The 26,122-nt window shown below is 69.3% G+C and carries 27 protein-coding genes and 3 tRNA genes; 16 read left to right on the top strand and 14 right to left on the bottom strand.

The features are described 5' to 3' along the window. Entirely contained in the window at positions 1-1,080 is a 1,080-nt protein-coding gene (locus P5G59_RS17590) for a Gfo/Idh/MocA family protein (RefSeq protein WP_301220312.1), read from the bottom strand. A gap of 191 nt (positions 1,081-1,271) precedes the next feature. Here P5G59_RS17590 and P5G59_RS17585 point away from each other — a divergent pair, with 191 nt between their 5' ends. Then, on the top strand, positions 1,272-2,219 hold the full coding sequence (locus P5G59_RS17585; protein ID WP_301220311.1) for a zinc-dependent alcohol dehydrogenase: 948 nt from the start codon (positions 1,272-1,274) through the stop codon (positions 2,217-2,219). Positions 2,220-2,319: 100 nt separating this feature from the next. Then, a complete protein-coding gene (locus P5G59_RS17580; RefSeq protein WP_301220310.1) occupies positions 2,320-3,711 on the top strand; it encodes an APC family permease in 1,392 nt (463 codons plus the stop codon). A 22-nt stretch (positions 3,712-3,733) separates the two neighbouring features. Here P5G59_RS17580 and P5G59_RS17575 read toward each other — a convergent pair whose 3' ends face one another. Next, complete coding sequence (locus P5G59_RS17575; RefSeq protein WP_435871285.1) at positions 3,734-5,464, bottom strand: glycoside hydrolase family 9 protein; 1,731 nt, start codon at positions 5,462-5,464, stop codon at positions 3,734-3,736. Here P5G59_RS17575 and P5G59_RS17570 point away from each other — a divergent pair. Next, positions 5,426-6,826, top strand: a complete 1,401-nt coding sequence (locus P5G59_RS17570) for an MFS transporter (protein ID WP_301220308.1) — start codon at positions 5,426-5,428, stop codon at positions 6,824-6,826. The genes P5G59_RS17575 and P5G59_RS17570 overlap by 39 nt on opposite strands. On the opposite strand, the gene P5G59_RS17565 is transcribed toward P5G59_RS17570, so the two are convergent. Both P5G59_RS17565 and P5G59_RS17560 read right to left on the bottom strand, forming a co-directional pair. Beyond that, positions 6,750-7,385: an N-acyl homoserine lactonase family protein gene (locus P5G59_RS17565; protein ID WP_301220307.1), complete on the bottom strand. Its 636-nt coding sequence runs from the start codon at positions 7,383-7,385 to the stop codon at positions 6,750-6,752. The genes P5G59_RS17570 and P5G59_RS17565 overlap by 77 nt on opposite strands. Further along, on the bottom strand, positions 7,382-7,975 hold the full coding sequence (locus P5G59_RS17560) for a dihydrofolate reductase family protein (protein WP_301220306.1): 594 nt from the start codon (positions 7,973-7,975) through the stop codon (positions 7,382-7,384). The genes P5G59_RS17565 and P5G59_RS17560 overlap by 4 nt, the downstream gene beginning before the upstream one ends. Before the next feature lie 73 nt (positions 7,976-8,048). On the opposite strand from P5G59_RS17560, the gene P5G59_RS17555 reads away from it, so the two are divergent. Both P5G59_RS17555 and P5G59_RS17550 read left to right on the top strand, forming a co-directional pair. Continuing rightward, complete coding sequence (locus P5G59_RS17555; protein WP_301220305.1) at positions 8,049-8,459, top strand: winged helix-turn-helix transcriptional regulator; 411 nt, start codon at positions 8,049-8,051, stop codon at positions 8,457-8,459. A gap of 472 nt (positions 8,460-8,931) precedes the next feature. Then, the gene (locus tag P5G59_RS17550; protein WP_301220304.1) at positions 8,932-9,921 is read left to right on the top strand and encodes an NADP-dependent oxidoreductase; all 990 of its coding nucleotides are present in this window, start codon (positions 8,932-8,934) and stop codon (positions 9,919-9,921) included. Between the two features lie 105 nt (positions 9,922-10,026). Here the strand turns inward: P5G59_RS17550 and P5G59_RS17545 are convergent, their stop codons facing one another. Together P5G59_RS17545 and P5G59_RS17540 are read right to left on the bottom strand one after the other, a co-directional pair. Continuing rightward, the gene (locus P5G59_RS17545; protein WP_301220303.1) at positions 10,027-10,692 is read right to left on the bottom strand and encodes a response regulator transcription factor; all 666 of its coding nucleotides are present in this window, start codon (positions 10,690-10,692) and stop codon (positions 10,027-10,029) included. A gap of 18 nt (positions 10,693-10,710) precedes the next feature. After that, positions 10,711-11,070, bottom strand: coding sequence for a response regulator (locus P5G59_RS17540; RefSeq protein WP_301220302.1), 360 nt, complete (start codon positions 11,068-11,070; stop codon positions 10,711-10,713). Positions 11,071-11,211: 141 nt separating this feature from the next. Between P5G59_RS17540 and P5G59_RS17535 the strand changes: the two genes are divergently transcribed. The 6 genes from P5G59_RS17535 to P5G59_RS17510 all read left to right on the top strand — a co-directional run bounded on the left by P5G59_RS17535 (position 11,212) and on the right by P5G59_RS17510 (position 14,988). Next, on the top strand, positions 11,212-11,586 hold the full coding sequence (locus P5G59_RS17535) for a cupin domain-containing protein (RefSeq protein ID WP_301220301.1): 375 nt from the start codon (positions 11,212-11,214) through the stop codon (positions 11,584-11,586). Between the two features lie 36 nt (positions 11,587-11,622). Continuing rightward, positions 11,623-12,714 carry an SLAC1 family transporter gene (locus P5G59_RS17530; RefSeq protein ID WP_301220300.1) on the top strand — a complete coding sequence of 364 codons (1,092 nt, stop codon included), beginning with the start codon at positions 11,623-11,625 and terminating at the stop codon, positions 12,712-12,714. Next, positions 12,711-12,902 carry a DUF302 domain-containing protein gene (locus P5G59_RS17525; RefSeq protein ID WP_301220299.1) on the top strand — a complete coding sequence of 64 codons (192 nt, stop codon included), beginning with the start codon at positions 12,711-12,713 and terminating at the stop codon, positions 12,900-12,902. Before P5G59_RS17530 ends, P5G59_RS17525 begins: the two co-directional genes overlap by 4 nt. After that, positions 12,899-13,723: a sulfite exporter TauE/SafE family protein gene (locus tag P5G59_RS17520; protein WP_301220298.1), complete on the top strand. Its 825-nt coding sequence runs from the start codon at positions 12,899-12,901 to the stop codon at positions 13,721-13,723. The genes P5G59_RS17525 and P5G59_RS17520 overlap by 4 nt, the downstream gene beginning before the upstream one ends. A gap of 24 nt (positions 13,724-13,747) precedes the next feature. Continuing rightward, positions 13,748-14,503, top strand: coding sequence for an SDR family NAD(P)-dependent oxidoreductase (locus P5G59_RS17515; protein WP_301220297.1), 756 nt, complete (start codon positions 13,748-13,750; stop codon positions 14,501-14,503). 98 nt (positions 14,504-14,601) lie between these two features. Further along, the gene (locus P5G59_RS17510; protein WP_301220296.1) at positions 14,602-14,988 is read left to right on the top strand and encodes a hypothetical protein; all 387 of its coding nucleotides are present in this window, start codon (positions 14,602-14,604) and stop codon (positions 14,986-14,988) included. Positions 14,989-15,115: 127 nt separating this feature from the next. On the opposite strand, the gene P5G59_RS17505 is transcribed toward P5G59_RS17510, so the two are convergent. Both P5G59_RS17505 and P5G59_RS17500 read right to left on the bottom strand, forming a co-directional pair. Next, complete coding sequence (locus tag P5G59_RS17505; protein WP_301220295.1) at positions 15,116-16,075, bottom strand: alpha/beta hydrolase; 960 nt, start codon at positions 16,073-16,075, stop codon at positions 15,116-15,118. 63 nt (positions 16,076-16,138) lie between these two features. Next, entirely contained in the window at positions 16,139-16,978 is an 840-nt protein-coding gene (locus P5G59_RS17500) for an alpha/beta fold hydrolase (protein ID WP_301220294.1), read from the bottom strand. 266 nt (positions 16,979-17,244) lie between these two features. Between P5G59_RS17500 and P5G59_RS17495 the strand changes: the two genes are divergently transcribed. Next, entirely contained in the window at positions 17,245-18,639 is a 1,395-nt protein-coding gene (locus P5G59_RS17495) for a nuclear transport factor 2 family protein (RefSeq protein ID WP_301220293.1), read from the top strand. 230 nt (positions 18,640-18,869) lie between these two features. Here the strand turns inward: P5G59_RS17495 and P5G59_RS17490 are convergent. The 3 genes from P5G59_RS17490 to P5G59_RS17480 all read right to left on the bottom strand — a co-directional run bounded on the left by P5G59_RS17490 (position 18,870) and on the right by P5G59_RS17480 (position 20,220). Next, positions 18,870-18,943: transfer RNA gene (locus P5G59_RS17490), tRNA-Met, on the bottom strand. Positions 18,944-18,988: 45 nt separating this feature from the next. Next, positions 18,989-19,060, bottom strand: a tRNA-Thr gene (locus P5G59_RS17485). Positions 19,061-19,263: 203 nt separating this feature from the next. Next, the gene (locus P5G59_RS17480) at positions 19,264-20,220 is read right to left on the bottom strand and encodes an aldo/keto reductase (protein ID WP_301220292.1); all 957 of its coding nucleotides are present in this window, start codon (positions 20,218-20,220) and stop codon (positions 19,264-19,266) included. A gap of 110 nt (positions 20,221-20,330) precedes the next feature. Between P5G59_RS17480 and P5G59_RS17475 the strand changes: the two genes are divergently transcribed. The 3 genes from P5G59_RS17475 to P5G59_RS17465 all read left to right on the top strand — a co-directional run bounded on the left by P5G59_RS17475 (position 20,331) and on the right by P5G59_RS17465 (position 24,202). Continuing rightward, positions 20,331-21,188, top strand: a complete 858-nt coding sequence (locus P5G59_RS17475) for a pentapeptide repeat-containing protein (RefSeq protein ID WP_301220291.1) — start codon at positions 20,331-20,333, stop codon at positions 21,186-21,188. A 181-nt stretch (positions 21,189-21,369) separates the two neighbouring features. Continuing rightward, the gene (locus P5G59_RS17470; RefSeq protein ID WP_301220290.1) at positions 21,370-22,395 is read left to right on the top strand and encodes a LacI family DNA-binding transcriptional regulator; all 1,026 of its coding nucleotides are present in this window, start codon (positions 21,370-21,372) and stop codon (positions 22,393-22,395) included. Positions 22,396-22,483: 88 nt separating this feature from the next. Continuing rightward, a complete protein-coding gene (locus P5G59_RS17465; RefSeq protein WP_301220289.1) occupies positions 22,484-24,202 on the top strand; it encodes a glycoside hydrolase family 13 protein in 1,719 nt (572 codons plus the stop codon). 12 nt (positions 24,203-24,214) lie between these two features. Here P5G59_RS17465 and P5G59_RS17460 read toward each other — a convergent pair whose 3' ends face one another. The 3 genes from P5G59_RS17460 to P5G59_RS17450 form a co-directional block, all read right to left on the bottom strand. Then, a complete protein-coding gene (locus tag P5G59_RS17460; RefSeq protein WP_301220288.1) occupies positions 24,215-25,027 on the bottom strand; it encodes an inositol monophosphatase family protein in 813 nt (270 codons plus the stop codon). A gap of 198 nt (positions 25,028-25,225) precedes the next feature. Then, positions 25,226-25,307: transfer RNA gene (locus tag P5G59_RS17455), tRNA-Tyr, on the bottom strand. 90 nt (positions 25,308-25,397) lie between these two features. After that, positions 25,398-25,724 (bottom strand): helix-turn-helix domain-containing protein, encoded by a 327-nt coding sequence (locus P5G59_RS17450; protein ID WP_301220287.1) that lies wholly within the window; start codon positions 25,722-25,724, stop codon positions 25,398-25,400. Positions 25,725-25,872: 148 nt separating this feature from the next. Here P5G59_RS17450 and P5G59_RS17445 point away from each other — a divergent pair, with 148 nt between their 5' ends. Continuing rightward, positions 25,873-26,016 carry a hypothetical protein gene (locus P5G59_RS17445; RefSeq protein WP_301220286.1) on the top strand — a complete coding sequence of 48 codons (144 nt, stop codon included), beginning with the start codon at positions 25,873-25,875 and terminating at the stop codon, positions 26,014-26,016. Positions 26,017-26,122: the final 106 nt, after the last annotated feature.

Here is a 26,122-nt window from a genome sequence, read left to right as displayed (position 1 = left end):
TCACCACGTCGACCGCAGTTCGCCGACGGGAGACCACAGTCCCTCGTGCAGGCCGCTGAGGAGGGCGTTGTCGTGGACCTCCAGCGGCAGCGGGACGCGGCCCCGCGACCGGCTGCTCTCGTAGGTCGCGAAGACGATCGCGGCTCCGGCGAGAGCGTGACGTGCGGCGAGGACCGGCTCGGACCCGGTCTCGACACCGTCGATCAGGTCGGCGACGGCGGCCTCGGTGCAGACGAAGATCGCGGGGTCGATGCCGTGGTCCCAGGTGGCGGGATCGCTCGCGTACGGGGAGGCGAACCGCATGCCGTCGGCGCCGAACCGCTGGACGAGGGCCTCCCGCCCGTTGACGACGATGCGACCGCGGGTGCCCTGCAGGATGAGGCCGAGGTTGTTCTCCCGGTTGAGGACCGGCGTCGCCGGCTCCCGCCCGGTGGAGATCACCGCGCGGACGCCGTCCTCCCAGGCCACCTGGGTGATCGAGGACGTCTCGACGAACGCGCCGTAGACGTAGCGGTTGGTGCTCACGTCGATCTGCCCCAGCACCCACTCGGCCGGCCGATCGTGCCGGTAGAACAGCGCGAGGTCGACGATGTGGCTGCCCCAGTCGAAGAGGTTGGGGCAGTAGCCCTCGATGCTGACTAGTTCGCCGATGGCGCCGTCGTCGAGCTGCGCGCGGGCGAAGCGGTGGACCGGCTCGAAGCGGCGCTGCAGGTTGACGGTCAGCTGCACCCCGGCCGCGGCGGCGAGCTCGGTCATCGCCACGGCGTCCCCGTAGCTGAGCGCGAAGGGCTTCTCGCAGTGGATCGCCCGCACCCCGGAGGCGATGGCCGCTTCCACGATCGGCCGGCGGTGGGCGGGCGGCGTGCAGACGCTGACGACATCGGGGCGCTCGGCGGCGAGGAGGTCCGCGACCTCGGTGTAGACGTTCGGGATGCCGAGGTCCTCCGCTAGGCGTCGCGCCGCGGCGAGGTCGACGTCGGCCACGGCGGCCAGGCGCACGCGTGGGTCGGCCGCATAGGCGGCGGCATGGACTCGGCCCTGCCCGCCTGCGGCGACGACGGCCGCGGAATACGTCTGCATCGCTGTCTCCATTGAACGAACCGGCGGTATCCCAGTTGGATACCACGCAATGCCAGACTAAGACAGAACAGGCCGCTGAACAAGAGATGGTTCGTTGATTTACGCGCTGGAAACATCGGAAGTCGACTCAACACACCGCAGGACAGCCGTCCACCTAAAACCACAATGGACCACGGCGCTACACTGACCGCATGCTGATCAGTCGCGTCGTCGCACCCCGCACCTCCCGCATCCACGAGGAGCCCACTCCCGAGCCCGCGCCGGGCCAGGTTCTCGTCGAGATCGTCGCCAGCGGGGTCTGCACCTCCGACCTCGGCCCGTGGCTGAGCGGCCCGGCCGACGGGCAGCCGCCGATCGAGCTCGGTCATGAGATCACCGGCCGTGTCGTGGCCACGGGGTCCGCCACCTCCCGCTGGCGGACCGGCGAACTCGTCACCGGGCTCGGCGGCCCCGGTTTCGCATCGCACGCCGTCCTCGACGACGACCTGCTGCTGCCCGTCCCCGCGGGGATCGAACCGGCGCACGCCATCGGGGAGCCGATCGCCACCCTCGAGGAGGCGATCTCGCGCACTCCCCTCTCCCCCGGCTCGCGGGTCGCGATCGTCGGGCTGGGCTTCATGGGCCTCGGCCTGCTCCAGCTCGCACGCAGTCGCATGCCGCGCACGATCATCGCGGTCGACCCCAACCCGGAGGCGCGGGCCCGGGCGCTCTCGCTGGGTGCCGAAGTGGTGCTCCACCCCGACGAGGTGCCGGCCTTCGTCGCGGCCGACGGGACGGGGGCGGCGGATCCTCGCGCCGACGTCGTCCTTGAGGCGACGGGAGTGACGCGCGGCCTCGCGACGGCGTCGCCGCTCGTGCGCCCGTTCGGAACGCTGTGCGTCGTCGGCTATCACCACACCGGCGACGCCCCCTTCGACATGGAGCTCTGGTACAAGGGCGCGACGGTGGTCAACGGCTTCTGCCCGGACCACCCGCGCGTCATGCGGGCCATGACGGACGCGCTGGGCCAGGTGGCATCGCGCGCCTTCACCTTCGCCCCGCTCATCACCCACCGGTTCGGGCTCGACAGGGTCGACGAGGCCTACGCGCTGATGGCCGATCGCGCGCCCGGGTTCGTCAAGGCCGTCGTCGAGCCCTGAACCGACCGGGAGTCGGCTCGGAAAGATTTCTCTTTACCAATCCAGGACCAAAGCTATACATTCCGGGTAAACGCTTTCCCGCATCGACGAAAGGCACCCCGTGACCACCACCCCTGGGACCGCGAGCACCGTCGCTCCGGCCGGTCCACGCCTCAAGCGCAGCCTCGGCACCCCGTCGCTCCTCCTGTTCGGCCTCGCCTACATGCTCCCGCTGGCCGTCTTCACCACCTACGGCCTCGTCACCGAGACGACAGGCGGGCACCTCGCGGGCGCCTACCTCGTGACGACCATCGCGATGCTGTTCACCGCGGGCAGCTACGCCAGCATGGTGCGCGCCTACCCGGTCGCCGGTTCCGCGTACACCTACACGCAGCGCACCTTCGGTCGCCACCTCGGCTTCCTCACCGGGTGGACGCTGCTGCTCGACTATCTCGCCCTCCCGCTACTCAACTACCTCGTCATCGGGATCTACCTGAACGCCGCCTTCCCCGCCGTGCCCGCCTGGGTCTGGGTCGTCGGATCGGTGGTGGTCGTCACCCTCCTGAACGTCATCGGGATCACCCTGGTGTCGAGCGCCAACCTCGCCCTCGTCGGCGTGCAGATCGTCTTCATCGTCGTCTTCGTGGCCACCGGCATCGCCTACCTCGGTGGCGGCGCACAGGTCCCGAACCTCCTCGACCCCTTCTTCTCGGCGAGCACGCCGGTCGGGGGCATCGCGGCGGGAGCGGCCATCCTCGCGCTCGCCTTCCTCGGCTTCGACGCCGTGTCGACGCTGAGCGAGGAGGCCAAGGACGCCAGGAAGAGCATCCCGCGCGCGATCATCCTGTGCACGCTGATCGGCGGTCTGCTGTTCATCGTGACCGCCTACGTCGCAGGACTCGTGTTCCCGGACTACGCGCACTTCACCAACGCCGACTCCGCGCCGCTCGATGTGATGACCCGGATCGGCGGAGGGGCGCTGTTCACCTTCTTCACCGCCGCGTACATCGCCGGCAGCTTCGCGTCGGCGATGACCTCGCAGGCCAGCGTCGCGCGCATCCTGTTCGCCATGGGACGGGACGGGCAGCTTCCACGGAAGGTGTTCGGTGCCATCCACCCGCGCTTCACGACGCCGTGGCTGTCCATCCTGATCGTAGGCGCCGTCGGACTCGTCGGCGCGCTGCTGCTGCCGCTCGACGTCGCCGCCTCGGTGATCTCCTTCGGCGCCCTCGTGGCCTTCAGCTTCGTCAACCTGGCGGTGATCAAGCACTATCTGATCGATCGGCGAGAGCGCGGCACCCGCGCGGTGCTCTCGCACCTGGTGGCGCCGCTGATCGGCTTCGCCCTGACGGTCTGGCTCTGGACCAGCCTGTCGGTCACCACGTTCATCGCAGGCGCCATCTGGGTCGCGATCGGCGTCGTGCTGCTGGCCTTGATCACGGGAGGCTTCCGTCGCAAGCCGCCCGTGATGGACTTCTCGGAGGACGACCCCGCCCCGCTCCCCACCGACTGACCGGCCGGATGCGTCGGCGCGGTCAGCCCGCGCAGACGGCGAGGAGGAACCAGCCGGAGTGCGGGATCCACTGCTCCGCCCAGCGCCACTCCTCGCCGTCGGGCGCCGCCTCCGGGAGGAACGCGATGCCCTCCTCGTCGTCCCACCCCGACGTGATGCCGTTGACGATGCCGCCCGGCGTGTTCTGGTAGGTCGCCGAGTACTCGACGCCGTTCCTCCCCCGCCCCTGAACCATGCACGAGTCGAACGGGTTGAGGCCGCCGACCCACCCGACGACGTCGGAACGGAGACGGCGCAGCCGCTCGCGCAGGCCGCCGTCGAGCCCGGGAAGACGGGAGGCGACCGCGGCCGCGTACGCCAGCGACGCGATACCGGCGTTCTCGCCCTGCCACCAGTAGCCGGTCTCGTTCTCGTGCGGGAAGAAGAACGCGTCGCGCGGCTGCCCGCCGAGCGGCTGCACGCGCTGCCGCGGGTAGCCGAACGGGTTCGGCACGGCGTCCGTCCGGGCCAGCGTCCCCGCCAGCAGGGCAACTGCGGTCTGCGCCGCGCTCTCGGCCGCCGCGGGGTCGCCCAGGATGTCGCGCGCGACCTGCGCCCAGCGCAGCAGCGCGACCGCGGGGAGGCCGGCCTCCGCCGCGTGGAAGTACGGTCGGCCCTCGAAATCGCCGACCAGCCAGGCGCCGCCGTCGCCCTGCCGCAGCCGCCCGGCGAGCGACGCGGCCCGCGCTGCGCCCGCCGCCGCGAACCGCGAGACATCGTCTCCGCGCTCGGCGGCCGCCTGGACCAGCTCGGCGGTCGCGAGGAGGGCGCAGTAGTCGTCGATGACCGACTCCTCGCCGTCGAACAGATAATCGCGGTTGTGGAGCTCCAGGTGGTCGAACCCGCGGATCGCCGCCGCGAAGTACTCCTCGCGCGTGAAGTCGCCGTCCGTGTCCGCGGTGGAGGCTAGGGCCAGCGCGGCGATCGCCACTCCCCCGCCCTGTCGGTAGCCGGCCTGCCATCGCTGCGTGCGCACGCTGTCCTGCAGGGGCGCGGTGATGACCCGCTCCTCGAGCCGCTTCGTGAGCGCGTCGAAGATCGCCGTATAGAAGAAGCCGCTCTCGTCCTGGAACCGCACGAGGAAGTCGGCGCCGAACAGCCCTTCGTCCCGCAGCCGCGGGTACTGGCTGGTGGAGAAGCCGGGATGCGCGGAGCGCAGTTCGCGACCGGCGGTGAGCAGCGACCAGGCGCACAGCGGGATCTGCTGCGGGCTCATCATCCGGGTGTAGGTGAGGTGGCTGAGGAACTTGCTGTAGTCGCCGGAGGCGTCCAGCCAGCCGCCGCGCGCATCCACCGACCGCCCCGAGTCGTCGCCGTAGAACCGGGCCGCGGCATCCTTGCGCTCGATCTCGCCGCTGGAGCGCTGTGCCCGGAACATCGCGGTGATGTCGGAGACGATCAGTCCGGGGATGCGGTCGTCGGCGACGGTGAAGGGCTCAGACACGACGACGCCGTCGTCGTCCTCGGCGACCAGGAGGTAGCGGCCGGGCGCGCGCAGCTCGTCGAACTCGAGCCGGGCATAGCGGACGCTCGACCATCCGGCCACGGGAGCGGGCGCCGCGATGGAGACCGCCACGCCGAGTGGGCGGCCGTCCGGGTCCTCGATCCGCGCGCGCAGGCCGTCGGCGAGGCCGACGACCACCGCGGCCTTCGGCGCGCCGGAGTCGTAGCCGAGATGGCTGACCAGCACGGCTCGTTTCGTGATCGCTTCCACGCGCATTCTCCATCCGGCGGGCTGTGTACAATACCACTTATTACCAATTCTATACCGAACGCCCTCACGTCTCGCAGCGGGCGCCCGTCCCCGGCGCGCTACATCCTGTCGTCGCGGCTGCTCAGCGGGGCATTCGTCAGCCTGGTCGTATCCGGCATCGGGATCTCGGTCACCGCACCCCAGATCACGCTGTTCCTCGTCCAGCAACTCCACATGTCTGCCACCGTCGCCGGCCTGTACTTCCTGACCAACCTGGCCGCGCCGGTTGCAGGCTACGCCCTCGGATCCCTCTCCGACCGTCTCGGATCCCGTCTGCTCGTCTTCCGGCTCTCCGCCCTGGCCGGCTTCGCGGGGTGGACCCTGATGGCCGTCGCCACCCAGACCTGGATGCCCTTCGCAATCAACATCGTGCTGCTCGGCGCCGCCGGCGCCGGCGCCGCCCAGCTCCAGGCCGCCGTGCGCGACGAGCTGACCGTCAACCCGACGCCGGTCGACAACCAGGTCGTGGCGCTGATCCGCATGGCGATGGCGATCGGCTGGATCGTCGGCCCGGTGATCGGAGCGGTGGCCGGAGCCGTCTGGGGCCTCCGTCCGCTGCTCCTGGGTACGGGACTGACGATGCTGCTGTCGATCCTGCCGACACTCGGGGCGGGCGCCGGCGCGCCACCGCCGTCCGGCTCGCCCAGCCTCGACCGGCCGCCCGCGCTTTCGGCGGCGGAGCGCGGGAGGTTGACTCCGCTCTTCGTCTTCACCGGCATCTACGTCCTGATCATGTGCGGGGAGACGGTCAAGCTCGCCTACCTCCCTCTCTACATGGACGGCCCCCTACGTCTCGCAGCCGGCCTTCGCGGCGCCGTCATCGGGTTCCAGCCGCTCGTCGAGGTCGCGCTGATGCCTGTCGCCGCGAAGCTGGCCGACCGGTTCGGCATCCGCCCCGTGCTGTTCGCGGGTGCCGCGATGGCCGTCGCCGCCCACTGCTGCTACGCCTCTGCGGATCTCTTCCGGGCACCGGTGAGCGCGCTGATCGCCGGACAGTTCCTGATGGCCGGAGTGATCGCGACGTTCGGCGTCCTGGGCATCACCGTCGCCCAGCGCCTTGAGCCGTCGCGCGTCGGCATGGCGTCGAGCGTGTTCCTCAGTGCCTTCGCCGTCAACGCCGCGGTCGGCGGCTTCGTCGGGAGCCTCGGCACCTCCTGGCTCGGCGTCCCGCACCTGTTCTGGATCTCAGCGGCCATCGCCGCGACCGGAGCGGTCGGGCTCGTGGTCTTCGACCGCTACCGGCCGCTCAGCCGAGAGAAGGAGGAGGCCACGGAGCGTCCTGATGGGCGAGCCAGACCTCGGTCGGGTCGAGGCTGCGGATGAGGTGCTGCGCTTCGGTGGCGGGATCGTCCAGCTCGCCGAAGAAGACGGCGCTGTCACCGCAGATCACCGCGGGACCGTTGGCGGTCTCGACGACGACGATCTGGGATCCGGACGAGTGCCCGGGCGCGGGCAGGAGGCGGACGCCCGGCAGCAGCTCGAGCTCCCCGTCCACCAGCGTGTACTCGACGCCCGGAGCATCCACCCAGTCGAGGATCGTGTACTCGCCTGCGTGCGCTTCGCGGTACTCGGCCCGCTGCACGTAGATCGGACGCCCGGCGAAGAGGTGGTTGCCTCCCACGTGGTCGAAGTGCAGGTGGGTGTTGACGACGATGTCGACGCTGCCCGGATCGAACCCTGGCAGCTCGTCCAGCGGCTGGAAGCGGGGGTCCATGTCCTCGACAGCCGGATGCGTCCGGGTGAGGCCCGTGTCGACGAGGATCCGTGCCTCGGGGTGGTCGATCACGTGCACATTGATCGGCAGACGCTCGTCGCCGGCCTGCAGATCGCCCACCCGCAGGCGGGTGATCGTCGGGTGCGCCGGACGTTCGGAATCGGTCACTGTTCGTTCTCCTTCATCGAGACGACCTGGTATCGGTGCATCGTCACACCGGAGGTGAACCTCTTCTGCTCGAGCAGGTGCAGGTCGATCGGCCTGTCGTCGTCGTCGAAGAGGGGGCGCCCGAAGCCGATGATGCTGGGGTGGGTGTAGAGCAGGAGCTCATCGAGCAGGTCGGCACGCAGGAGCTGCGACGCCAGCGCCGCCCCTCCGACCGCGATCCGCCCCTCGGTCTCGGCCTTGAGCTGGGCGAGCTGGGCGATCGTGTCGCCCCGGCCGATGATCCGCGTGTCGTTGTCGGCACTGGTGCGCGTGCGGGAGACCAGCACCTTCGGCGTCGAGACCCAGATCCGGCCGTACTCCTGCGTGACGCCGGGAGCCGACGCGTCTTCCGCGGCATCCGGCCACGCCTTCTCCATGATCTCGTAGAAGACGCGGCCCTGGACGAACATGGCGAAGCGCTTCGCTTCGTCGTTGAAGTCCTGGTGCAGTTCCTCGTCGATCCGCAGCCACCACCCGGCTCCGTGATCGCCGGGCACCTGCTCGATCAGCAGATCGAGCGAGGTGTTCATGGTGTAGACGAAGCGGCCCATCCGGCGACCAATCGATAGTGGTTGTAAGTTGCAATCACTATAGTGGGGTCGAGCCCCGTGTCAAGGAGGATCGATGGACAGCGCTTCGGACCACGTCGCCGAGGGAGCGGACGTCTTCGGCGACCGGTGGACGCTGCTGATCCTCCGCGACATCGTGTTCGAGGACCGGCGCAACTTCCGCGCGCTCCTCCTCGGGTCGCGTGAGCGGATCGCGTCCAACATCCTCGCCGACCGCCTCGTCAGGCTCGTGGAAGCGGGACTCCTCGTCAGGGGCGAGGGCCGCAGGGGCCAGCGCACGACGTACAGCCTCACCGAGGCCGGCATCCAGTCGGTCCCGATCCTCTACCAGCTGGCTGCGTGGGGTGCCCGCTGGAGGGGCGGCGACGGGGACGGGCGGCCGCTGACGGCCCACACCGACGACATGCCGGTGGACGCGCTGATCGCGGAGCTGAGGAGTCGACACCTCAGCGACGGCGCGACCTGACAGTGCGACCGGGCCGGGCGACGAAAAGCCCCGGCACCGTGAGATTCCGGGGCTCTTGCGGCGAGAGTGGGACTCGATCCCGCGACGCCAGGTCGATGAATCGCGTGCTCGCATCGACGGCTTTCCGGCTATCGAGGCCAGAGTGTGTCCACATTCTCGGATCACATCCGTTTCGTTGCCGAGTTGGCACGAGCAGAAAGGCCACTTGAGCATTGCGCATCCGACCACTATGTTCGACGCCGTCATCAGCCCCGAAGGCGTTCGGGCGGCGCTGCAGGCGAAAGAACGGCGCCCGGTCGCGGCCGCGAACCGAGCCCCCTTCGTTCATCGAGGCTCCGGGGCGGAGCGTTCCGCAGTTCATTCGGCAACTGGGCGATTCGAATGAGGACATGAACCGTAGCCCGTAGAATTTCTAGCCCGGCTAGGGATATTCTTCGGCCAGGGTCTTGGACCCTGGCGGAAGGAGCATCCGATGGCGAAGAAGCCCGAGGAGATCACGGTCTTCGAGTACGACCGCAACGGGGACGTGGACGTGCTCGAGAAGCGCACGCGCCCCCTCCCCGAGCCCGGCCCGGAAGAGGTGCTGGTCGAGGTGATCTCGACGGGCATCAGCCACATCGACGGCTTCATCCGGAGCGGTCGTGAGGAGGCGTGGGCCGACGAGCCGTTCCCGCGGGGCTCCGGCAGCGACTTCGCGGGGATCGTCGTCACTGGCGATGCGGGCGGACGGTTCCGCCGCGGCGCCGAGGTCATCGGCCATGTCCGCACCGGAGCCCACGCGACCCACATCGTCGTACCGGTCGGCGCACTCGTACCGAAGCCGCCGCATGTGCCATGGGAGGTCGCCGGAGGCTTGTACCTGGCGGGCGTCACCGCGCTCGACACCCTGGACGACCTGCGGATCGGGCACGACGACATCGTCGTGATCTCGGCCGCGGCCGGCGGCGTCGGCAGCATCGAGGCGCAGTTGGCGAAGCACCGCGGCGCGTACGTGATCGGCACCTGCGGCGACCGCAATTTCGACTATCTGCGACAGCTCGGAATCAAGCCGGTGCGATACGGAGAAGCGATCGAGGAGCGGATCCGCGAGCAGGCGCCCGGCAGGGTCACTGCGCTGATCGACAACTTCGGCCGGGACGGCCGTGCCCTGGCCGAGTCCCTCGGCGTCCCTGCAGCCCGCTACCGGTCGAGCGAGGACCGCCGCGACACCGAGCTCACGCTGCTGCAGGAGGACCCGGAATCCGTCGCCCACGGCACCGCACAGCTCGCCCGGCTGGCCGAACTGGCCGAAGAGCGCGCGTTCACCCTGCTCATCTCGGGCTTCTACCCGCTCGACGAGATCAAGTACGCCTATGACGACCTGCAGAATCTGCACTCCCGCGGCAAGATCGTGCTCGGCACGCACCCCGTCACCACCTACCGCACCCTCAAGGCCCGCGACGTCCAGGAGGCCCGGGACTGACCCTGACATCAGCGCCGGCGCCGACCTGACGGCCGATGGAGCCGCCCGTTTCCGGATCGCGTACAACGGCAACTGTCAGGAGCAGCCCCACCGGAACGCCAGAGGTCACCCTTGGTTCGCCGTGATGTAGCGGAGCACGGCTTGGACCCGTCGGTGCCCGGCGGGGTCCTCCGGGATCTGCAGTCGGCGGAAAATCGAGGTCACATGCTTTTCGACCGCCGCAGTACTGATCAGCAGGCTGCGTGCGATGCCGGCGTTCGACTGCCCCTCGGCCATCGCGGCGAGAACCGCACGTTCACGCTCCGTAAGCAGCGCCAGCTGTTCGGGGATGGTGTTCGGTCGCATCATCTTGGCGACCACGGTCGGATCCAACGCGCTTCCGCCGTGAGCGACACGGACGATGTCGGCGCAGAAGTCGGTGACGTCACCCACGCGTTCCTTCAACAGGTAGCCGACCCCGTCCGCGCGGTCGCCGATCAGCTCCATCGCATAGGCGGGCTCGTCATGCTGGGTGAGCACGACGACACCGATCGACGGGAGCCGCCGGCGCAGTTCCACGGCAACCTGCAATCCATCGTCTCCGCGATGGGGTGGGAGGCCGATGTCGACAACTGCGACGTCTGGCTTGTAGGCGAGCGTCTTGGCGAGCAGCTCCGGTGCGCTCCCCGATTCGGCGACGACGTCGAGGCCGCCGTCGGTCAAGACGCGGACGACCCCACGTCGGAGAAGCACGTCATCCTCTCCGACGGACACCCTCACCGGCTGGACCACCGATCTTCCCCTTGCGCTTCAGTCAGTGTCGAGAAGCAGATGCAGGACGGCACAACTCAGGTCGCTCTTCGGGACGAATCCTAGTGCGCCGGCAGCACGGGCGTCACGCCCGGACGCCGAATCCGGGTCGGCCGAAACGAGGACGACCCGCGGCGACGCGGAACCGGCGGTCAGTTGACGTACAAGGTCGAACCCGTCCCCGTCGGGCAACCCCACGTCCACGAGTAGAGCGTCGGGCATCCGGGATGACGTCATCCTCACCGCGTCGGCGACGCTCCCCGCTTCCCCGTCCGCGGTGTAGCCGCACCCGGCGAGCATTCGTCGCGCCAATTCGCGGAACCGCTCGTCATCATCTACGACCATCACCGACAGGGACACACGCTCATCGTGCGCCGAATGGGCGACGGGCGCCGTAGGGTTTGCCGGAAATCTTCTCCGGGCCTCCCGGGCGTCGCCCGACGCGGCGGAGCGAAGACTCGGCGGCAGCACGAACTAGCCGCCCACTTCGCAGGAGCAGTCATGACCGACACGACCCCCACCGACGACCGCCCGATCGACGCCGACGACCTCCGCGACCGCCTCAAGCGCACCGAGATTCAGCACCAGCGCTCCTCCATCCCCGGACGCGACATCGTCCAGGTGCTGACCGAAATCCCCGTGGACGTCTCCTCTGGATGGCACCACCACCCGGGCGAGGAGGTCGGCTACATCCTCGCCGGCCGGGTCCGCATGGAACGACAGGATGCGGATACCCAGATCCTCAACGCCGGCGACGGCTTCCTCATCCCGCCGGGAGTCCCGCACAACGCCACCGATCTCGGGCCCGACCTCGGCCGGATGCTCTCCACCTACATCGTCGAGGCCGGAGAACCCATCGCCACCCTCGAGCCCTGACCAGCCGGGTCGACAGAAGCACAGGAGGCAAGGAATATGACCGCTGCCGGTCCCCGCAAGTCGATGCCGCGTATCCCGTTGAACACATTCGCCATCTGCTTCGGCATCGCCGGCCTCGCCACCGTGTGGAGCACCGTCACGACCGTGTTCGGCTGGAACGGCCTCGCACCGGCCGTTCTCTGGTGCGCGACCGCGGTCGCGTGGGTGTGGCTGATCATCGCGCACCTGAACCGTGGGCGGCACAGCACCGAGACGCTGCGGTCTCAGCTGCGACACCCGGCGCAAGGCCCTATCGCAGCGGTCATCCCCGCGATCGGAATGCTGCTGGGCTCGCAGCTCACCGCCTGGTGGCCGGTCGGCGCCGTCATCCTCACCGCAGTGTCGTTCGTCGCGGCGGTGCTGTTCGGCGGATGGATCCTCTCTTACTGGCACACCGGGGCGCTGAACCCGGAAGCGTTCCACGGCGCGTACCTGCTGCCGACCGTCGGCGGTTCCTTCATCGCCTCCATCGTCGCCGCGCGGCTTCAGGTGAACGGCGTCGCCGTGGCGGCGTTCGCTGTCGGGCTGTTCTTCTGGATTGTGCTGCTCACGGTGCTGCTTTCCCGGCTTGCGCTCTTCCCACCGCTTCCAGACGCATTGACGCCGACGCTCGCCATCCTTCTCGCGCCGCCCGCTCTCGGCGGCACTGCCTGGTTCCTGATTGCCGGAACGCACCGCGACCCGGTGTCCCTGTGCTTCCTAGGGATGCTCGCGATCATGGTCCTGCTGCAGCTGTTCCTCATCGGCACGTACCGCAAACTCCAATTCAGTCTCGGCTTCTGGTCGCTGACCTTCCCGGTCGCAGCGGCCGCCTCCTACGGCATCCAGTGGGTGCGACTGGATGGCTTCCCCGGTTGGGAGCCCGTCGCCGTGCTCCTGGCCGTCGTCCCCACTGTGTTGACCCTCATTGTTGCTGTCCGGAGTCTGGCTCTGGTCACCAGCGTCCGGCGCGGAGCGCGACGCGCCGAGCAGACCCTCCGGAAAGCCGACGACGCCGTCACCAGACCTGTCACCATCAGCAGACGACCTCATACCCGCAGCGATGGGACACCCGCAGCGAAGCGGGCGCCGGAAAGGGAACGACGATGAAGTACTGGCACACCACACGAATCGACCGCCCCGTCCCGGTCGTAGTCGACACGATCCGTGACCGTCTCGCCGCCGGGCAGGTCAGTCTTTTCGGCGTTTACGACCACTCGGCGAACGCCCGCGGCGCCGGCCTGTCGCTACCGGAGGAGACAGTGCTGGTCTTCGGGTCCGCGGAGATCGTCCGATGACTGGACACGCTGCCCCGGCGACCCCGCGACGCTGGACGACGATCGTCGTCATCGGTTTGGTCGGCGGCCTGCTCTCCGGGCTGTTCGCCATCGGCGGCGGCATCGTCATGGTGCCGCTGCTGGTCACCTTCGCGAAAGTGAACCAGCGAGTCGCCGCGGCGACCTCCCTGGCCGCGATCGTGCCGACCTCGATCGTCGGCTCCATCACGTACCTCGTCGCCGGGGAGGTGGACCTGCTCGCAGCCGTCCTGGTGTCCGTCGGCGCCGTCGTCGGCGCGCTTGCGGGCAGCGCCCTGCTCAAACGTATCCCGCTGACCTGGCTGCGCTGGATGTTCATCGTCTTCATCCTGCTCGTCGCCGCACGCCTGTTCTTCATCACGCCGCAACGCGGGCACGATGTCGCGTTCACCCCGGCGGTCGGTGTCGGTTACGTCGTGCTCGGCCTGCTGATGGGCGTGCTCTCCGCCCTGTTCGGCATCGGCGGCGGAATCATCGCCGTCCCCGCCCTCATCAACGTCTTCGGTGTCAGCGACCTGATCGCCAAGGGCACCTCGCTCGTCGTCATGATCCCGACCAGCGTGGTCGGCACCATCTCCAACTGGCGGGCGAAGAACGTGGATGTCCCCACCGGCCTCGCGCTCGGGCTCGCCGCCACGGTGGCATCGGTCCCGGGGGCATGGTTGGCGCTCGCCCTCCCACCGCAGCTGTCTAGCACCCTGTTCGGGCTGCTGCTGATCGCCGTCGCCGCCCAACTCACCTGGAAAGCCATTGCAGCGCAACGACTCGCCCGCCGGAAGACCGCGTCCGAGCCCTCCCCCTGAAACATCGACCCCAAGGAGAACATCATGGACGCACAGCAGGAGCTCGCCGGCAAGACCGCGCTCGTCACCGGCGGAACCAAAGGCATCGGTCTCGCTGTCGTTCAGCGCCTCGCCGCGGCGGGCGCCTACGTCTTCGTCACCGGCCGCACTCAGTCCGACCTCGATGCTGCCGTCGCCTCGATCGGAGAGAGGGGCACCGGCATCCGCGGCGACGCCTCCGACCTCGACGACCTCGACGCCGTCTTCAACGCCATCCGCGACAGCGGACGCCGCCTGGACGTCCTCCACATCAACGCCGGCGGAGGAGGATTCGCGGGCCTGCACGAACTCACCGTCGAAGACTTCGACGCCACCTTCGCACGGAACGTCCGCGGAGCGACGTTCACCCTACAGAAGGCCCTTCCGCTGTTGAACGACGGCGCCTCCGTCATCCTCACCGGTTCCAGCACCGCCGACACCGCCGCCCCGAACTTCGGCGTGTACGCCGCAACCAAGGCGGCGATCCGCTCGCTCACCCGCACCTGGGCGATCGAACTCGCGCCCCGCCGCATCCGCGTGAACAACGTCGTGCCCGGTCCCACCGAGACGCCCGGTCTGCGCGGGCTCGCCCCCAACGAGAAGGCCGCAGAGGTACTGCTGAACAACTTCAACCAGAACATCCCGCTCGGGCGTCTCGTCCAACCAGCGGAAGTCGCAGAGGCGGTCCTGTTCCTCGCTTCGGACCGCAGCTTCACCACCGGCAGCGAGCTCTTCGTCGACGGCGGGGAGGCGCACGCATGAGCGGCCTGACCCTCGATGAGCAGATCACCTTGGTGCGGACGTATTTCCACCGGGTGGACACCGGCGCTCGCTTCACGTGGGGCTGAGGACGGCCCGTCGTGGCGAGGAGGCCGTGGAGCAGCCGGGACGCCGGCGAAGACTACGCCGACTGGGCCGGCGGCGCGTGGGCGGATGAACACGTCGCGATCCGCCATCCCACGCTCGCTGAGACGGTCGGGCTGGACGCCCACCGGTGGCGGATCATCGCCATCGACCTGGAGGCGTCACCAGGCGGTGAGGACGAGATCATTCTCACCGCCCGGGAAATCGGGACACTGTGCGGGGGCGAAGCCGCCGTGGAGTTCCATGTCACCGGCGTCACGGTGGCCGATTTCATCGCGGAGGTCTTCACCGACTTCCGCGTATCGCTGATCGCTCGTGACGCCACGCGAGCGGAGGTGACGGTGACGGAGCGCCGCGAGCTGCGGCTGCCTCTCGAAGGATGAAGTCGTGTCCTCCGCGAAGCTGCGGACGTCGTCGGAGCTCACACGCCGTGCTGTTCGAAGACGGAAGCGATGCCCGGCGCTGAGGGGAGCATCACCGGGCATCGTTGGCATGACACCGTGGCCAGGGCTACGGCTTTTCGGTGCCGAGCGCCCTGCGCAGCGTGACGATCGCCAGGTCGACTGCGGCCGTCGTTCCCAGGGTGGGTCGTTCCTTGTTCAGCATCATGAAGTCGTGGGTGACGTGGTTGATGCGGACGCTCGCCGTGGGCACCCCGGCCTGGACAAGTTTGGCCGAGTACGCCTCGCCCTCGTCGCGGAGCGGGTCGTTCTGGTCCACGATCACGAGCGCCGGCGGCAGCCCGCGGAGCTCGTCGAGGGTGGCGTTCAGCGGTGACGCCAGCACGTCCGAGCGGCGCTCGACATCCGGGAGGTACGCGTCCCAGAACCACGCCATCGCCTTCGCCGTCAGGAACGGTCCGTTCGCGAACGTCCTGTAGCTCTCGGTGTTCTGGGCGCCTTCGGTGACCGGGTAGTACAGGGACTGGTGGACGAACGTGACGTCGCCGCGCTGCTTGGCAAGCATCGTCAGCGCGATGGTCATGTTGCCGCCGACCGAGTCGCCGGCGACCGCCATCCGGGACGCGTCGAGCCCTTCATCACCGCCGCTCCGGGTGATCCACCGGGCGGTCGCGTACGCCTGCTCGATCGCGTGAGCGAACTGTGCCTCCGGGGAGCGGTCGTATTCGGGGAACACGAGGGCGGCGTTAGCGCCCGCGCAGAGTTCCCGGATGAGTCGGTCGTGGGTGCCGGAGTCGCCGAGGATCCACCCGCCACCGTGGACGTAGAGGATGACGGGAAGGGTGCCGGTGGCGCCGACCGGTTTGATGATGCGCACCGGGACGTCACCGACCTCGGCGGGGACGGTGATCCACTTGTCTTCACCGACTTCGGCCTTCTCGATCGGTGTGGACTGGAGGTCGTCGAAGACCTTCCGTGCCTTCTCGACGCCGATCTCGTACAGGTACGGCGGGTTAGCGGTGGCGTCGGCGATTTCCTGAGCGCCGGGTTCGAGCACGACTTCGGACATGATGTCCGTCCTTTCTGGGTTGGGTTTGCTTCACTGGGGTGGGTGGGTTTGGGGTCGCTGGTGTCAGGCCGGGTTGGCGAGGAAGTCGAGCAGCTGGCGGTTGACCTCGGGGGCGTGGGTGACGGGGTTGATGTGCGGTCCGCCGTCGATCTCGACGTACCGGGCGGCCGGGAGCGCTTCGTGGGCACGGTGTCCCTGCCCGTCGATGGAGAGGATCCGGTCGGCGGTGCCGTGCATGATCAGCGCCGGAACGTCGACGCGGGCGAGGTCGGACTGGAAGTCCTCGAGCCACAGCTGCGGGCACGCCCACGTGGCGTACGGAGATGAATCGGCGCCGGTGGACCACATCCAGCGGACCGTGTCCTCGCTCACGAGCTTTCCCTGGTAGTCGTCGAGGTTGAGGAAGTTGTCCATCATCCCCGTCAGCCACGCGAACCGGTCCGCGGCGATCGCGTCCTGGACGCCTTTGACCCCCGCGGCGTCCACGCCCTTAGGGTTGTCGTCGCTCTTCACGAATGACGGGGTCAAGCTCTCCAGAAAAGCGACGCTCCGCAGCCGGGACGTGCCGAAGCGTCCGACATACCGGGCGACCTCGCCGGTCCCGAGGGAGAACCCGATGAGGTTCACATCGTTCAGGTCCAGGGTGGTCAGAAGCGTGTCGACGTCGCCGCTGAGCGTGTCGAAGTCGTACCCGGTGGTCGTGCCGCTGGAGCGGCCGAAGCCGCGCCGGTCGACGCTGATGACCCGGTAGCCCGCCTCCAGCAGCGGATGCAGTTGCGGCTCCCATGAGCGGGCGTCGAACGGCCACCCGGACAAGAGCACGACCGGTTGCCCGGCGCCCTGGTCTTCGTAGTACAGCTGGATCGGCGCGGAGTTCTCGCCGCCGACGGTGATTGTTCCCATTTGTGTCTCCCTCACTCGGACGTAGTCCGTTCGCTACGAGATTGCGCCGCGGCTGAGACCGCGACTCTGGGGACTGTAGGAGAACTTTTCCGGCAAACCCTACGGCCATGCGTTGTTGCCCAGCCGCGCTCTCATTCGGGCAGCCGCTGCCTTGCCAGTACAGCGAGCGGGAAGTCGTCGAGAAGTTCCCCCATGGTTCAGCGGGCTCGATAGCTCAGTGCAACCTGCGAGAGATAGACTTCGGCATCTGCTGCGAGGGTGGGGTGATGACTGACGGGGCTGTACGTGGCTCGCCTGCGCTCGTCGCGGAGCGTTACTACGACGCGTTCAATGCCCGCGATTTCACCCAGATGCGAGCACTGATCTCCCCTGAGATTCGGTACCGCATCGACGGCGGAGAACTGTTCGGGGCCGATGCCGCCATGTTCTACACAGAGCGATTCCTCGAACAGTTTCCGGGCATGGGACTGGTAGACCGTGTCGTTGCCGCGGCCAGCGATGAAACGGTTGTGATCGAGTACCGTTTCCGCGCCCTCCAGGAGTTCCAACCAGATCAGGTGGACTGGCAGCTCGACGGGCTGGTCATGGAAGTGCTTACGGTCCAGGGTGGACGAATCACGTCGTTGCACAGCTTCTACAACTCCGCTCCGACCGACCGTTTTGGCTCCATACGGATCCCCTCCCGATTCGAAGCCGCACAGATCGCGCAACAACAGACGGCCTTGCGCCGTATCGCAACACTCGTCGCCCGCGGCGCTCCGCTCGCCGAGCTGCTGGCTAGCGTGAGCGAAGAGGTCAAAGCTCAATACGGGGTGACAGATGTCCAGGTTGTTCCGCTTGGTGCCCCCGGCGACAAACCGTCACCTGAGACCCAGCCCGTGGTTTCCGCCCCCATCACCGTCGAAGAGCTCCCGTGGGGTTCGCTGGTAATCGTCCCCGACCCGACTGATCGTGTCGAGAACGCGGAATTTCGACCAGAGATCAGCGGATTCGCCGACTTGATCGGTCTGGCCCTCGCCAACGACCGCAACAAGGCCCAGCTGCTGGCGTCCCGCGCCCGGGTCATCGCAACCGCCGACCAAGCGCGCCGTCAACTGCAACGCGACATCCATGACACCGCGCAGCAGCGACTTGTTCACACGATCATCGCGCTCAAGCTCGCTCGCGACGTGCGCCTCCGGGATCCCGATGAGGCCTGGGAGCTGATCGAAGAATCACTCCGCCATGCGGAGGCCGCCAACGAGGAACTCCGCGATGTCGTACACGGTGTCCTCCCGGCCGTGCTCTCCACAGCGGGCTTGCGCACGGCCATCGAGTCGCTCGTCGCGGAGATGAGCCTGAAGGTCGCTCTCGATGTGACGCCGAGCCGTCTGCCAGTCGAGTTGGAGACGACCGCCTATTTCATCGTCGCCGAAGCGCTGACGAACGTGACCAAGCACGCGCACGCCTCAACTGCATCGGTCGCGGTATCTATCGCGGGGTCTGAATTGAGCATCGCGGTGCAGGACAACGGCATCGGGGGCGCCGACCTTCAAAGGGGCACAGGCGTAATCGGGATGCGCGACAGAGTCGAAGCAGCAGAGGGCATATTCGAACTCCACACAGGGCCCGCGGGCACCGTGATCCACGCCCATCTTCCGATACACGACCCGCGCGAGTGAGACGACCGATGACGACACGCCACGGTTCATCTTCCACGTCCGCGGAGACGGATGATGGCGTAGACAACCCCGCCCAGCCCCTCGTCTCGTTCAACGATTCGCGACGGTCACCAGAAGTGACCAGAGTCAGTCCGGGCGATTCGGAGAGTGTCCAAACTGTGTCCACATTGCTCCGGAAACCAGAGAACGGCGGCTGTTCAACAGCCGCCGTTCCAGTGTTTCAAGGACTGTAGCGAGGGCGGGACTCGAACCCGCGACACCACGATTATGAGCCGTGTGCTCTAACCACCTGAGCTACCCCGCCGTGGCATCCCCTCGTCGTGCGACGCGTCGCGAGACGGGGAGACGGAGCCCCCTGTGGGAATCGGACCCACTACCTCTTCCTTACCAAGGAAGTGCTCTACCAATGAGCTAAGGGGGCGGAGCCGGCGCCGGCCAGAGGACCGGCCGTTTTCGGCAACCGTACGAGGATACCATCTGCGGCCGGGTGCTCCGAACCACGCGCGGGTGGCGCATCCATGGGGCGCAACACGCCGTTATGCGGGCGTCGAAACGGCGTGTTGCGACCTATGGATGTTGCGGCACGCGGCCGGCCGCGACGGGCGGCCGGATGTGCGCCGAGCGTCAGGCGGCCTTGGCGGCGGCTGAGGCCCCGTCGAGGGCGGCGAGCTCGGCGGCGGACAGCTGCAGCTCGACGGAGGCCAGCAGGTCGGGCAGCTGCTCCAGCGTGCGGGCGCTCGCGATCGGGGCCGTGATGGTCGGCTGAGCGGCGAGCCACGCAAGGGCGACGGTGGCGACGGACGCGCCGTGCGCGGCCGCCACCTCGTCGAGGGCGGCCAGGACGGCGCGACCGGTCTCGTCGAGGTACTTCGAGGCGCCGCCGGCACGGGCGCTGTCGACCGTCACGCCGTCGCGGTACTTGCCGGTGAGGAAGCCCGCGGCGAGGGCGAAGTAAGGCATGACGCCGAGGCCTTCGCGCTCTGCGATCGGCCGGTACGCGGACTCGTAGCCGCGCTCCACCAGGTTGTAGTGCGGCTGCAGTGCGACGGCGCGGTGGAGGCCCTCGCGCTCGGTGATCCGGAACCACTCCTCGATGCGCTCGGGCGAATAGTTCGAGATGCCGATGTAGCGGACCTTCCCCGCGTCGACCAGCCCGGAGAGGGCGGCGACGGTCTCCTCCAGCGGCACCGTCTCGTCATCGAAGTGCGCGTAGTAGAGGTCGATGTAGTCGGAGCGCAGGCGCTCGAGCGACGCGTCGGCCGCGCGGCGGACGTTGTCGGCCGCGAGCCCCTTGAAGTCGGGGTGCTGGCTCACCTTGGTGGCGAGCACGACCTGATCGCGGTTGCCGCGCGCGTCGAACCACTCGCCGAGGATGCGCTCCGAGTCGCCGCCGGTGTTGCCCGGAACCCAGGCGGAGTAGCCGTCTGCGGTGTCGACGAAGTTGCCCCCGGCGCCGGTGTAGGCGTCGAGCACGTCGAACGAGGTCTGGCGGTCGGCCGTCCAGCCGAAGACGTTGCCACCCAGCGAGAGCGGGTAGACCTCGAGGTCGGACGAGCCGATCGTGCGGCGGGGTGCAGTCATGCGTGATCTCCTTCGTTTGTTCCTCTTCCACGCTAACGCGGCCCTCCCGGCGCTATTCCGGCTCTCCCTGAAGATGTGGAAAGGTCGGCGTCGGCCCGTACTGTGGACGGGTGCGCACCGCCGAGGATCCCCGCCGCGAGCTGAGAGCCGACTGCTCCCGCTGCGTCGGCCTCTGCTGCGTCGCGCTCGCCTTCGCCCGCTCCGCCGACTTCGCGTTCGACAAGCCCGCGGGCGATCCGTGCGTCAACCTCGACCACGACGACCGCTGCCGCATCCACCCGCAGCTGCGGGACCGTGGGTTCAAGGGCTGCACGGTGTTCGACTGCTTCGGCGCGGGCCAGCAGGTGACCCAGCACACCTTCGGCGGGCGCAGCTGGCGCGACGACGCCGATACCCGCTCCGGTATGTTCGCGACCTTCCCGATCATGCGCCAGCTGCACGAGTTGCTCTGGTACCTGGAGGACGCCCTCGCGCTTCCGGCCGCCGCTCACCTCCATCCCGCCCTCCGCCAGGCGCGTGCCGCAGTCCGTTCGCTGGCGCAGGCGCCCGCCGCCGAGATCGTCGCCGCCGACCTCGAGCAGCTGCGCGCGCCCGCCGCCCAGTTGCTGCGGGACGCCGCCCGCCTCACCCGCGAGTCCGGCCCGGTCGGCGCGGGCCCGATCGGCTCGGGACGCGGCCGGGTGGCTCGGTCGCGCATCCAGCCGGGAGCCGACCTCATGGGCGCCGACCTGCGCCGGGCCGATCTGCGCGGAGCGGAGCTGCGCGGCGCCCTGCTCATCGCCGCCGACCTCCGCGATGCCGACCTGTCCCGCGCGGAGCTCATCGGCGCCGACCTGCGCGACGCCCGCCTGGACGGCGCAGACCTGCACGAGGCGATCTACCTCGCGCAGTCGCAGGTGAACGCCGCCGCCGGCGACGCCCGCACCCGCCTCCCCGCGACCCTGGACCAGCCGGCACACTGGCGCTGACCCGCGGACTGCTGCCTCCCGTCACGTCTGCGCCCGCGCGCGCACGCGCAAACGTGACGCCGTACCGCAGTCACTGACTGCAAACGCTTCCACCCGACTCGCTATACTCCCCGTGTGCCCGGCGACACGCCCGGCACCGGCGGTCGCAAGCGCTTCCACCGCGGACGCTCCAGGAGGTGGCATGCCCGGCATCGACGACGTCGCGCGCCTCGCCGGCGTCTCGACGGCCACCGTCTCGCGCGCGCTGAGCGGCAACGGGCCCGTCTCGCAGAAGACCAAGGCGCGCGTCGTGCAGGCGGCGTCCGACCTCGGGTACGTCGTCTCCTCCGACGCCTCGAGCCTCGCCTCCGGCCGCACCCGCAACATCGGCGCCGTCGTCCCGCACCTCAACCGCTGGTTCTTCACCTCGGTGATCGAGGGCGCGGAGCGGGTGCTGCTGCGCAGCGGCTACGACCTCACCCTGTACAACCTCAGCGGCGACGGCGAGGAGCGGCGGCGCGTCTTCGAGCACAACCTGCTCCGCAATCGGGTGGACGCCGTCTTCACCGTCTCCCTCGAACTCGCCGAGGACGAGCTGAGCCGCCTGCTCGCGATCGGCAAGCCCGTGGTCGGGGTCGGCGGCCCGCTCCCCGGCGTCAGCACCCTCACCATCGACGACGTCGCCGTCGCCCGCCTGGCGACCGACCACCTGGTCTCTCTCGGGCATCGCCGGATCGCGCACATCGGCGGGTCGCATGAGTTCGACCTCGACTTCCACATCCCGACCAGCCGCCGGCTCGGCTACGAGGAGTCCCTTCGCGAGGCCGGCCTGCCGGTCGACGAACGGCTGCACCGCGCGTCCGACTTCACCATCCCCGGCGGGTACGACGCGGCGAAGCAGCTGCTCGGCACCCCGCACGAGCGGCCGACCGCGATCTTCGCGGCCTCCGACGAGATGGCGATCGGCGCGATCCTGGCCGCCCGCGACCTCGGGTTGCAGGTGCCGGGAGACGTGTCGATCATCGGCATCGACGACCATCCACTCGCCGAGTTCTTCGGCCTGAGCACGGTCGCGCAGCATCCCGTCGGCCAGGGCGAGCGCGCCGCCGAGCTCCTGCTCGCCGCCCTCGACCGCTCCCGGACGAGCGCCCCCGGCCGCCCGCAGCCGTCCGGCCACATCGCACCGGCCGACCTGATCGTGCGGTCGAGTACCGCCGCCCACCCCTGACCCCGCACACCCCCGCAAGCCAGCGAACCCCCGCAAGCCAGCGAACCCCCGCAAGCCAGCAAACCCCCGAAAGAGAGACGAACACGAGGTGACCACCATCGCATCCACCCCCTCCCCCGAATCCGCGCTCACGCCGTCGGCCCCCGGCCGCGAGTGGTGGCGCTCCGCCGTGATCTACCAGGTGTATCCGCGATCCTTCGCCGATTCCGACGGAGACGGGATGGGCGACCTCCCCGGCATCACCCACCGCCTCCCCGCGCTGCGCGCCCTCGGAGTGGACGCCGTCTGGCTGTCGCCCTTCTACCGCTCGCCACAGCGAGACGCCGGCTACGACGTCGCCGACTACCGCGACGTCGACCCGCGCTTCGGGACGCTCGCCGACTTCGACCGGATGCTCGCGGAGGCCCACGGCCTCGGGCTGCGCGTCATCATCGACATCGTCCCGAACCACTCCTCCAGCGACCATGTCTGGTTCCAGGAGGCGCTGGCGGCTGCCCCCGGAAGTCCGGAGCGCGCGCGGTACATCTTCCGCGACGGCAAGGGCGAGAACGGCGAGCTTCCGCCGAACAACTGGGAGTCGATCTTCGGCGGACCGGCCTGGACCCGCATCGCCGAGGCCGACGGGACGCCCGGCCAGTGGTACCTGCACCTGTTCGACAAGTCGCAGCCCGACTTCGACTGGGAGAACCCGTGGGTCTGGGAGCAGTTCCGCGGCGTCCTGCGCTTCTGGCTGGACCGCGGCGTCGACGGCTTCCGCGTGGATGTGGCGCACGGCATGATCAAGGAGGCGGGCCTCCCCGACTACACGCCGCCGGCCGACATGGGCAGCATGGGCGGCGTCCCGCTCGAGCCCGAGATCGCCGCGCACGCCGAGGCAGACCCGCCGACGCCGCCGTACTTCGCGCAGGACGGCGTCCACGCGATCTACCGCGACTGGCACAAGGTCCTCGACGAGTACGAGGGCGACCGCGTGCTGTGCGGTGAGGCCTGGGTGGAGCCGCTGGACAAGCTGGCCCGCTGGGTGCGCCCGGACGAGATGCAGCAGACGTTCAACTTCGCCTACCTGGAGACCCCGTGGGACGCGGCGGCGCTCCGCCGCGTGATCGACCGCTCCATCGCGGCGTTCAGCAGCGTTGGCGCCCCGAGCACGTGGGTGCTGTCCAACCACGACGTCGTCCGGCACGCGACCCGGCTCGCGCTGCAGCCCGGCAACCTCCAGGGCCACGGCATCGGGCCGAAGACCAAGGGCCTGCCCGACCCGGCGTTCGCGCTGCACCGCGCCCGAGCGGCGACGGCCCTGATGCTCGCGCTCCCCGGCTCCGCGTACCTCTACCAGGGTGAGGAGCTCGGCCTCCCGGAGGCGATCGACCTGCCCGACGAGGCGCGGCAGGACCCGACCTGGTTCCGCACCAACGGGGAGCGCTACGGCCGCGACGGCTGCCGCGTCCCGATCCCGTGGGAGGGCGAGGAGGCGTCGTACGGCTTCGGCCCGACCGCTGCGAGCTGGCTCCCCCAGCCGGCGAGCTGGGCGGCGTACACGCGATCGTCGCAGGAGGGTGTGCCCGGTTCGACTCTGACGATGTACCAGGATGCGCTGGCTCTGCGCCGGACGCACGACCTGGCGTTCGGCACGCCGGAGTGGCTCGACCTCGGCGGCGACACGCTGGCGTTCCGCAGCGGCGACGTCACGGTCGTGGTCAACTTCGGGACGACCCCGGTGACCCTGCCCGCCGGCGAGATCGTGCTGGCGAGCGGCGCCCTGGAGGACGGGCTGCTGCCGCGCGACACGGCCGTCTGGCTGGTCTGAGGTCGCGGGTACTCACTCCCACGCGGCGAAGTACGGCTCGACGCGCGGGTGAAGCTGGTCGGAGAGGTCCGGCGCGGCCGCCACGATGAGGCGGTTGTCCGCCGGGCCTCCCCCGAGCCCGCTGACGCGCGCGCCGGCCTCCTGCGCGATGAGGGCGCCGGCGGCGTGGTCCCACGGATTCAGGCCGCGCTCGAAGTAGGCGTCGAGCCGGCCCGCGGCGACGCCGCACAGGTCGAGGGATGCTGCCCCGATGCGGCGGATGTCGCGCACCTCGCCGATGAGCTCGCCGACGAGGGCCGCCTGGCGCCTCCGCACCCCGGCGTCGTACCCGAAACCGGTGCCGACCAGCGCCAGCGGCAGCAGCACGCCCTCGTTGACGTGGATGGGCTCCCCGTTGAGGCGCGCCCCTCCGCCTGCATAGGCGGTGAACACCTCGCCGAGCACCGGGTTCACGACCGCCCCGGCGAGCGTGCGCCAGGTCGCCGGGTCGGGGTCGCCCTCGACCACGGCGATGCTGACGGCCCATGCCGGGATGTCGTAGAAGTAGTTGACGGTGCCGTCGATCGGGTCGACGACCCAGGTGAGTCCGCTGTCGCTGCTGCCCCCGCCGGACTCCTCGCCCAGGAAGCCGTCGCGCGGGCGCGAGGCGGCCAGCGCATCCCGGATCAGCTGCTCGGTCTCACGGTCGGCGCGCGTGACGATGTCGCTCAGCGACGACTTGGACGCCGCGATCTCGACCCCGTCGCGCCGGCGCTGCAGGGCGAAGGCGGCCGCCCGGCGGGCGATGGTGGCGGCGATCTCGAGCAGCTCGGCGTTGGAGGTCATGCCCCCAGCCTGACAGATGCGCGGCTGCGCCGCTCCGGCTCCCGGCTCCCGGCTCTCTGCTCCCGGTTCCGTCGGAGATTCGGGCGATCCGCCTCCAGATCTCCGACGGAGGCCTGCCCAGCAGGAGAATCGAACGTTCGATCGCTCGCCACAGCAAGAAGCCCCCGGCCGTTGGCCGAGGGCGACTCAGTGAAAGGGTGGCGAGTGAGGGATTCGAACCCCCGAAGTCGTAGACAGCTGATTTACAGTCAGATCCCTTTGGCCGCTTGGGTAACTCGCCATTGGCGCTCCCGACCACCAGTGTTCTCGTGACCGAAGGCGCCAGACAAGAATAGCCGTACGCGCGCCCGCACACGAAATCAGCGGGCGTTCAGGCAGCGAGCGCCACGATGCCGGGCTCCACGGCTGCAGGATGAAGCTCCGGCGGCGCGGGGACGGCCTCGCGTTCCGGCACCAGAGAGAGCACCTGCGCCTCGGCGAACTCGGCGGCGACGCTGGTGAGCAGTTCGCCCTCCGTGACGTCGAGCACGCGGCACAGCGCGGCGAGGATCTCGGACGAGGCCTCCTTGCGGCCGCGCTCGATCTCGGAGAGGTAGGGCACGGACACCCGCGACTCCTCGGAGAGCTGGCGCAGCGTCGTACCGCGCTCCGTCCTGATCCGGCGGAGCACGGACCCGATCGCGTGCCGCAGAAGCATGGCCTCAGCCTATGTCGGAGCGGGTGGGCCCGCGCTAGAGGGTGTCGTCGGTTCTGCTGTGGGCAGAATCCCGCGCGCCCGATGCCGCGATCGCGACACCCCGGGGCGCCTGCCGCCGATGTCGGTGGTCGGGCGCACAATCGTGGGCATGAGAACGTTGGAGATTTGCGAACGGTGCGACGGCACGGGGGCCGACCCCCTCCAGCACAGCGAGGAGATCACCGTGTGCGTCGAGTGCAGCGGCGACGGCTGCCACGTCACCTACTACGCCGAGCTCGCCCAGACCGCCTGAGCGCGACCGCCTGAGCGCGCCCGCGACCTCCTCGGCGGCCCGTCGGACCGACCGGCATCGCCGGATGAGACGATGGAGCGCGCGACGAGGAGACGGGGCACAGATG

The sequence above is a fragment of the Leifsonia virtsii genome (assembly GCF_030433675.1).
GTDB lineage: Bacteria > Actinomycetota > Actinomycetes > Actinomycetales > Microbacteriaceae > Leifsonia > Leifsonia virtsii.
The sequence above is the reverse complement of the archived record's forward strand: the minus strand, read 5'-3'. Positions and strand labels throughout refer to the sequence as shown.

What these genes read in the sequence shown, in the direction of transcription:
- P5G59_RS17590 (WP_301220312.1), bottom strand. Translation starts at nt 1,080, where the DNA reads ATGCAGACGTATTCCGCGGCCGTCGTCGCCGCAGGCGGGCAGGGCCGA.
- P5G59_RS17585 (WP_301220311.1), top strand. Translation starts at nt 1,272, where the DNA reads ATGCTGATCAGTCGCGTCGTCGCACCCCGCACCTCCCGCATCCACGAG.
- P5G59_RS17570 (WP_301220308.1), top strand. Translation starts at nt 5,426, where the DNA reads ATGGCTGACCAGCACGGCTCGTTTCGTGATCGCTTCCACGCGCATTCT.
- P5G59_RS17560 (WP_301220306.1), bottom strand. Translation starts at nt 7,975, where the DNA reads ATGGGCCGCTTCGTCTACACCATGAACACCTCGCTCGATCTGCTGATC.
- P5G59_RS17555 (WP_301220305.1), top strand. Translation starts at nt 8,049, where the DNA reads ATGGACAGCGCTTCGGACCACGTCGCCGAGGGAGCGGACGTCTTCGGC.
- P5G59_RS17550 (WP_301220304.1), top strand. Translation starts at nt 8,932, where the DNA reads ATGGCGAAGAAGCCCGAGGAGATCACGGTCTTCGAGTACGACCGCAAC.
- P5G59_RS17535 (WP_301220301.1), top strand. Translation starts at nt 11,212, where the DNA reads ATGACCGACACGACCCCCACCGACGACCGCCCGATCGACGCCGACGAC.
- P5G59_RS17530 (WP_301220300.1), top strand. Translation starts at nt 11,623, where the DNA reads ATGACCGCTGCCGGTCCCCGCAAGTCGATGCCGCGTATCCCGTTGAAC.
- P5G59_RS17525 (WP_301220299.1), top strand. Translation starts at nt 12,711, where the DNA reads ATGAAGTACTGGCACACCACACGAATCGACCGCCCCGTCCCGGTCGTA.
- P5G59_RS17520 (WP_301220298.1), top strand. Translation starts at nt 12,899, where the DNA reads ATGACTGGACACGCTGCCCCGGCGACCCCGCGACGCTGGACGACGATC.
- P5G59_RS17515 (WP_301220297.1), top strand. Translation starts at nt 13,748, where the DNA reads ATGGACGCACAGCAGGAGCTCGCCGGCAAGACCGCGCTCGTCACCGGC.
- P5G59_RS17505 (WP_301220295.1), bottom strand. Translation starts at nt 16,075, where the DNA reads ATGTCCGAAGTCGTGCTCGAACCCGGCGCTCAGGAAATCGCCGACGCC.
- P5G59_RS17500 (WP_301220294.1), bottom strand. Translation starts at nt 16,978, where the DNA reads ATGGGAACAATCACCGTCGGCGGCGAGAACTCCGCGCCGATCCAGCTG.
- P5G59_RS17495 (WP_301220293.1), top strand. Translation starts at nt 17,245, where the DNA reads ATGACTGACGGGGCTGTACGTGGCTCGCCTGCGCTCGTCGCGGAGCGT.
- P5G59_RS17480 (WP_301220292.1), bottom strand. Translation starts at nt 20,220, where the DNA reads ATGACTGCACCCCGCCGCACGATCGGCTCGTCCGACCTCGAGGTCTAC.
- P5G59_RS17470 (WP_301220290.1), top strand. Translation starts at nt 21,370, where the DNA reads ATGCCCGGCATCGACGACGTCGCGCGCCTCGCCGGCGTCTCGACGGCC.
- P5G59_RS17460 (WP_301220288.1), bottom strand. Translation starts at nt 25,027, where the DNA reads ATGACCTCCAACGCCGAGCTGCTCGAGATCGCCGCCACCATCGCCCGC.
- P5G59_RS17450 (WP_301220287.1), bottom strand. Translation starts at nt 25,724, where the DNA reads ATGCTTCTGCGGCACGCGATCGGGTCCGTGCTCCGCCGGATCAGGACG.
- P5G59_RS17445 (WP_301220286.1), top strand. Translation starts at nt 25,873, where the DNA reads ATGAGAACGTTGGAGATTTGCGAACGGTGCGACGGCACGGGGGCCGAC.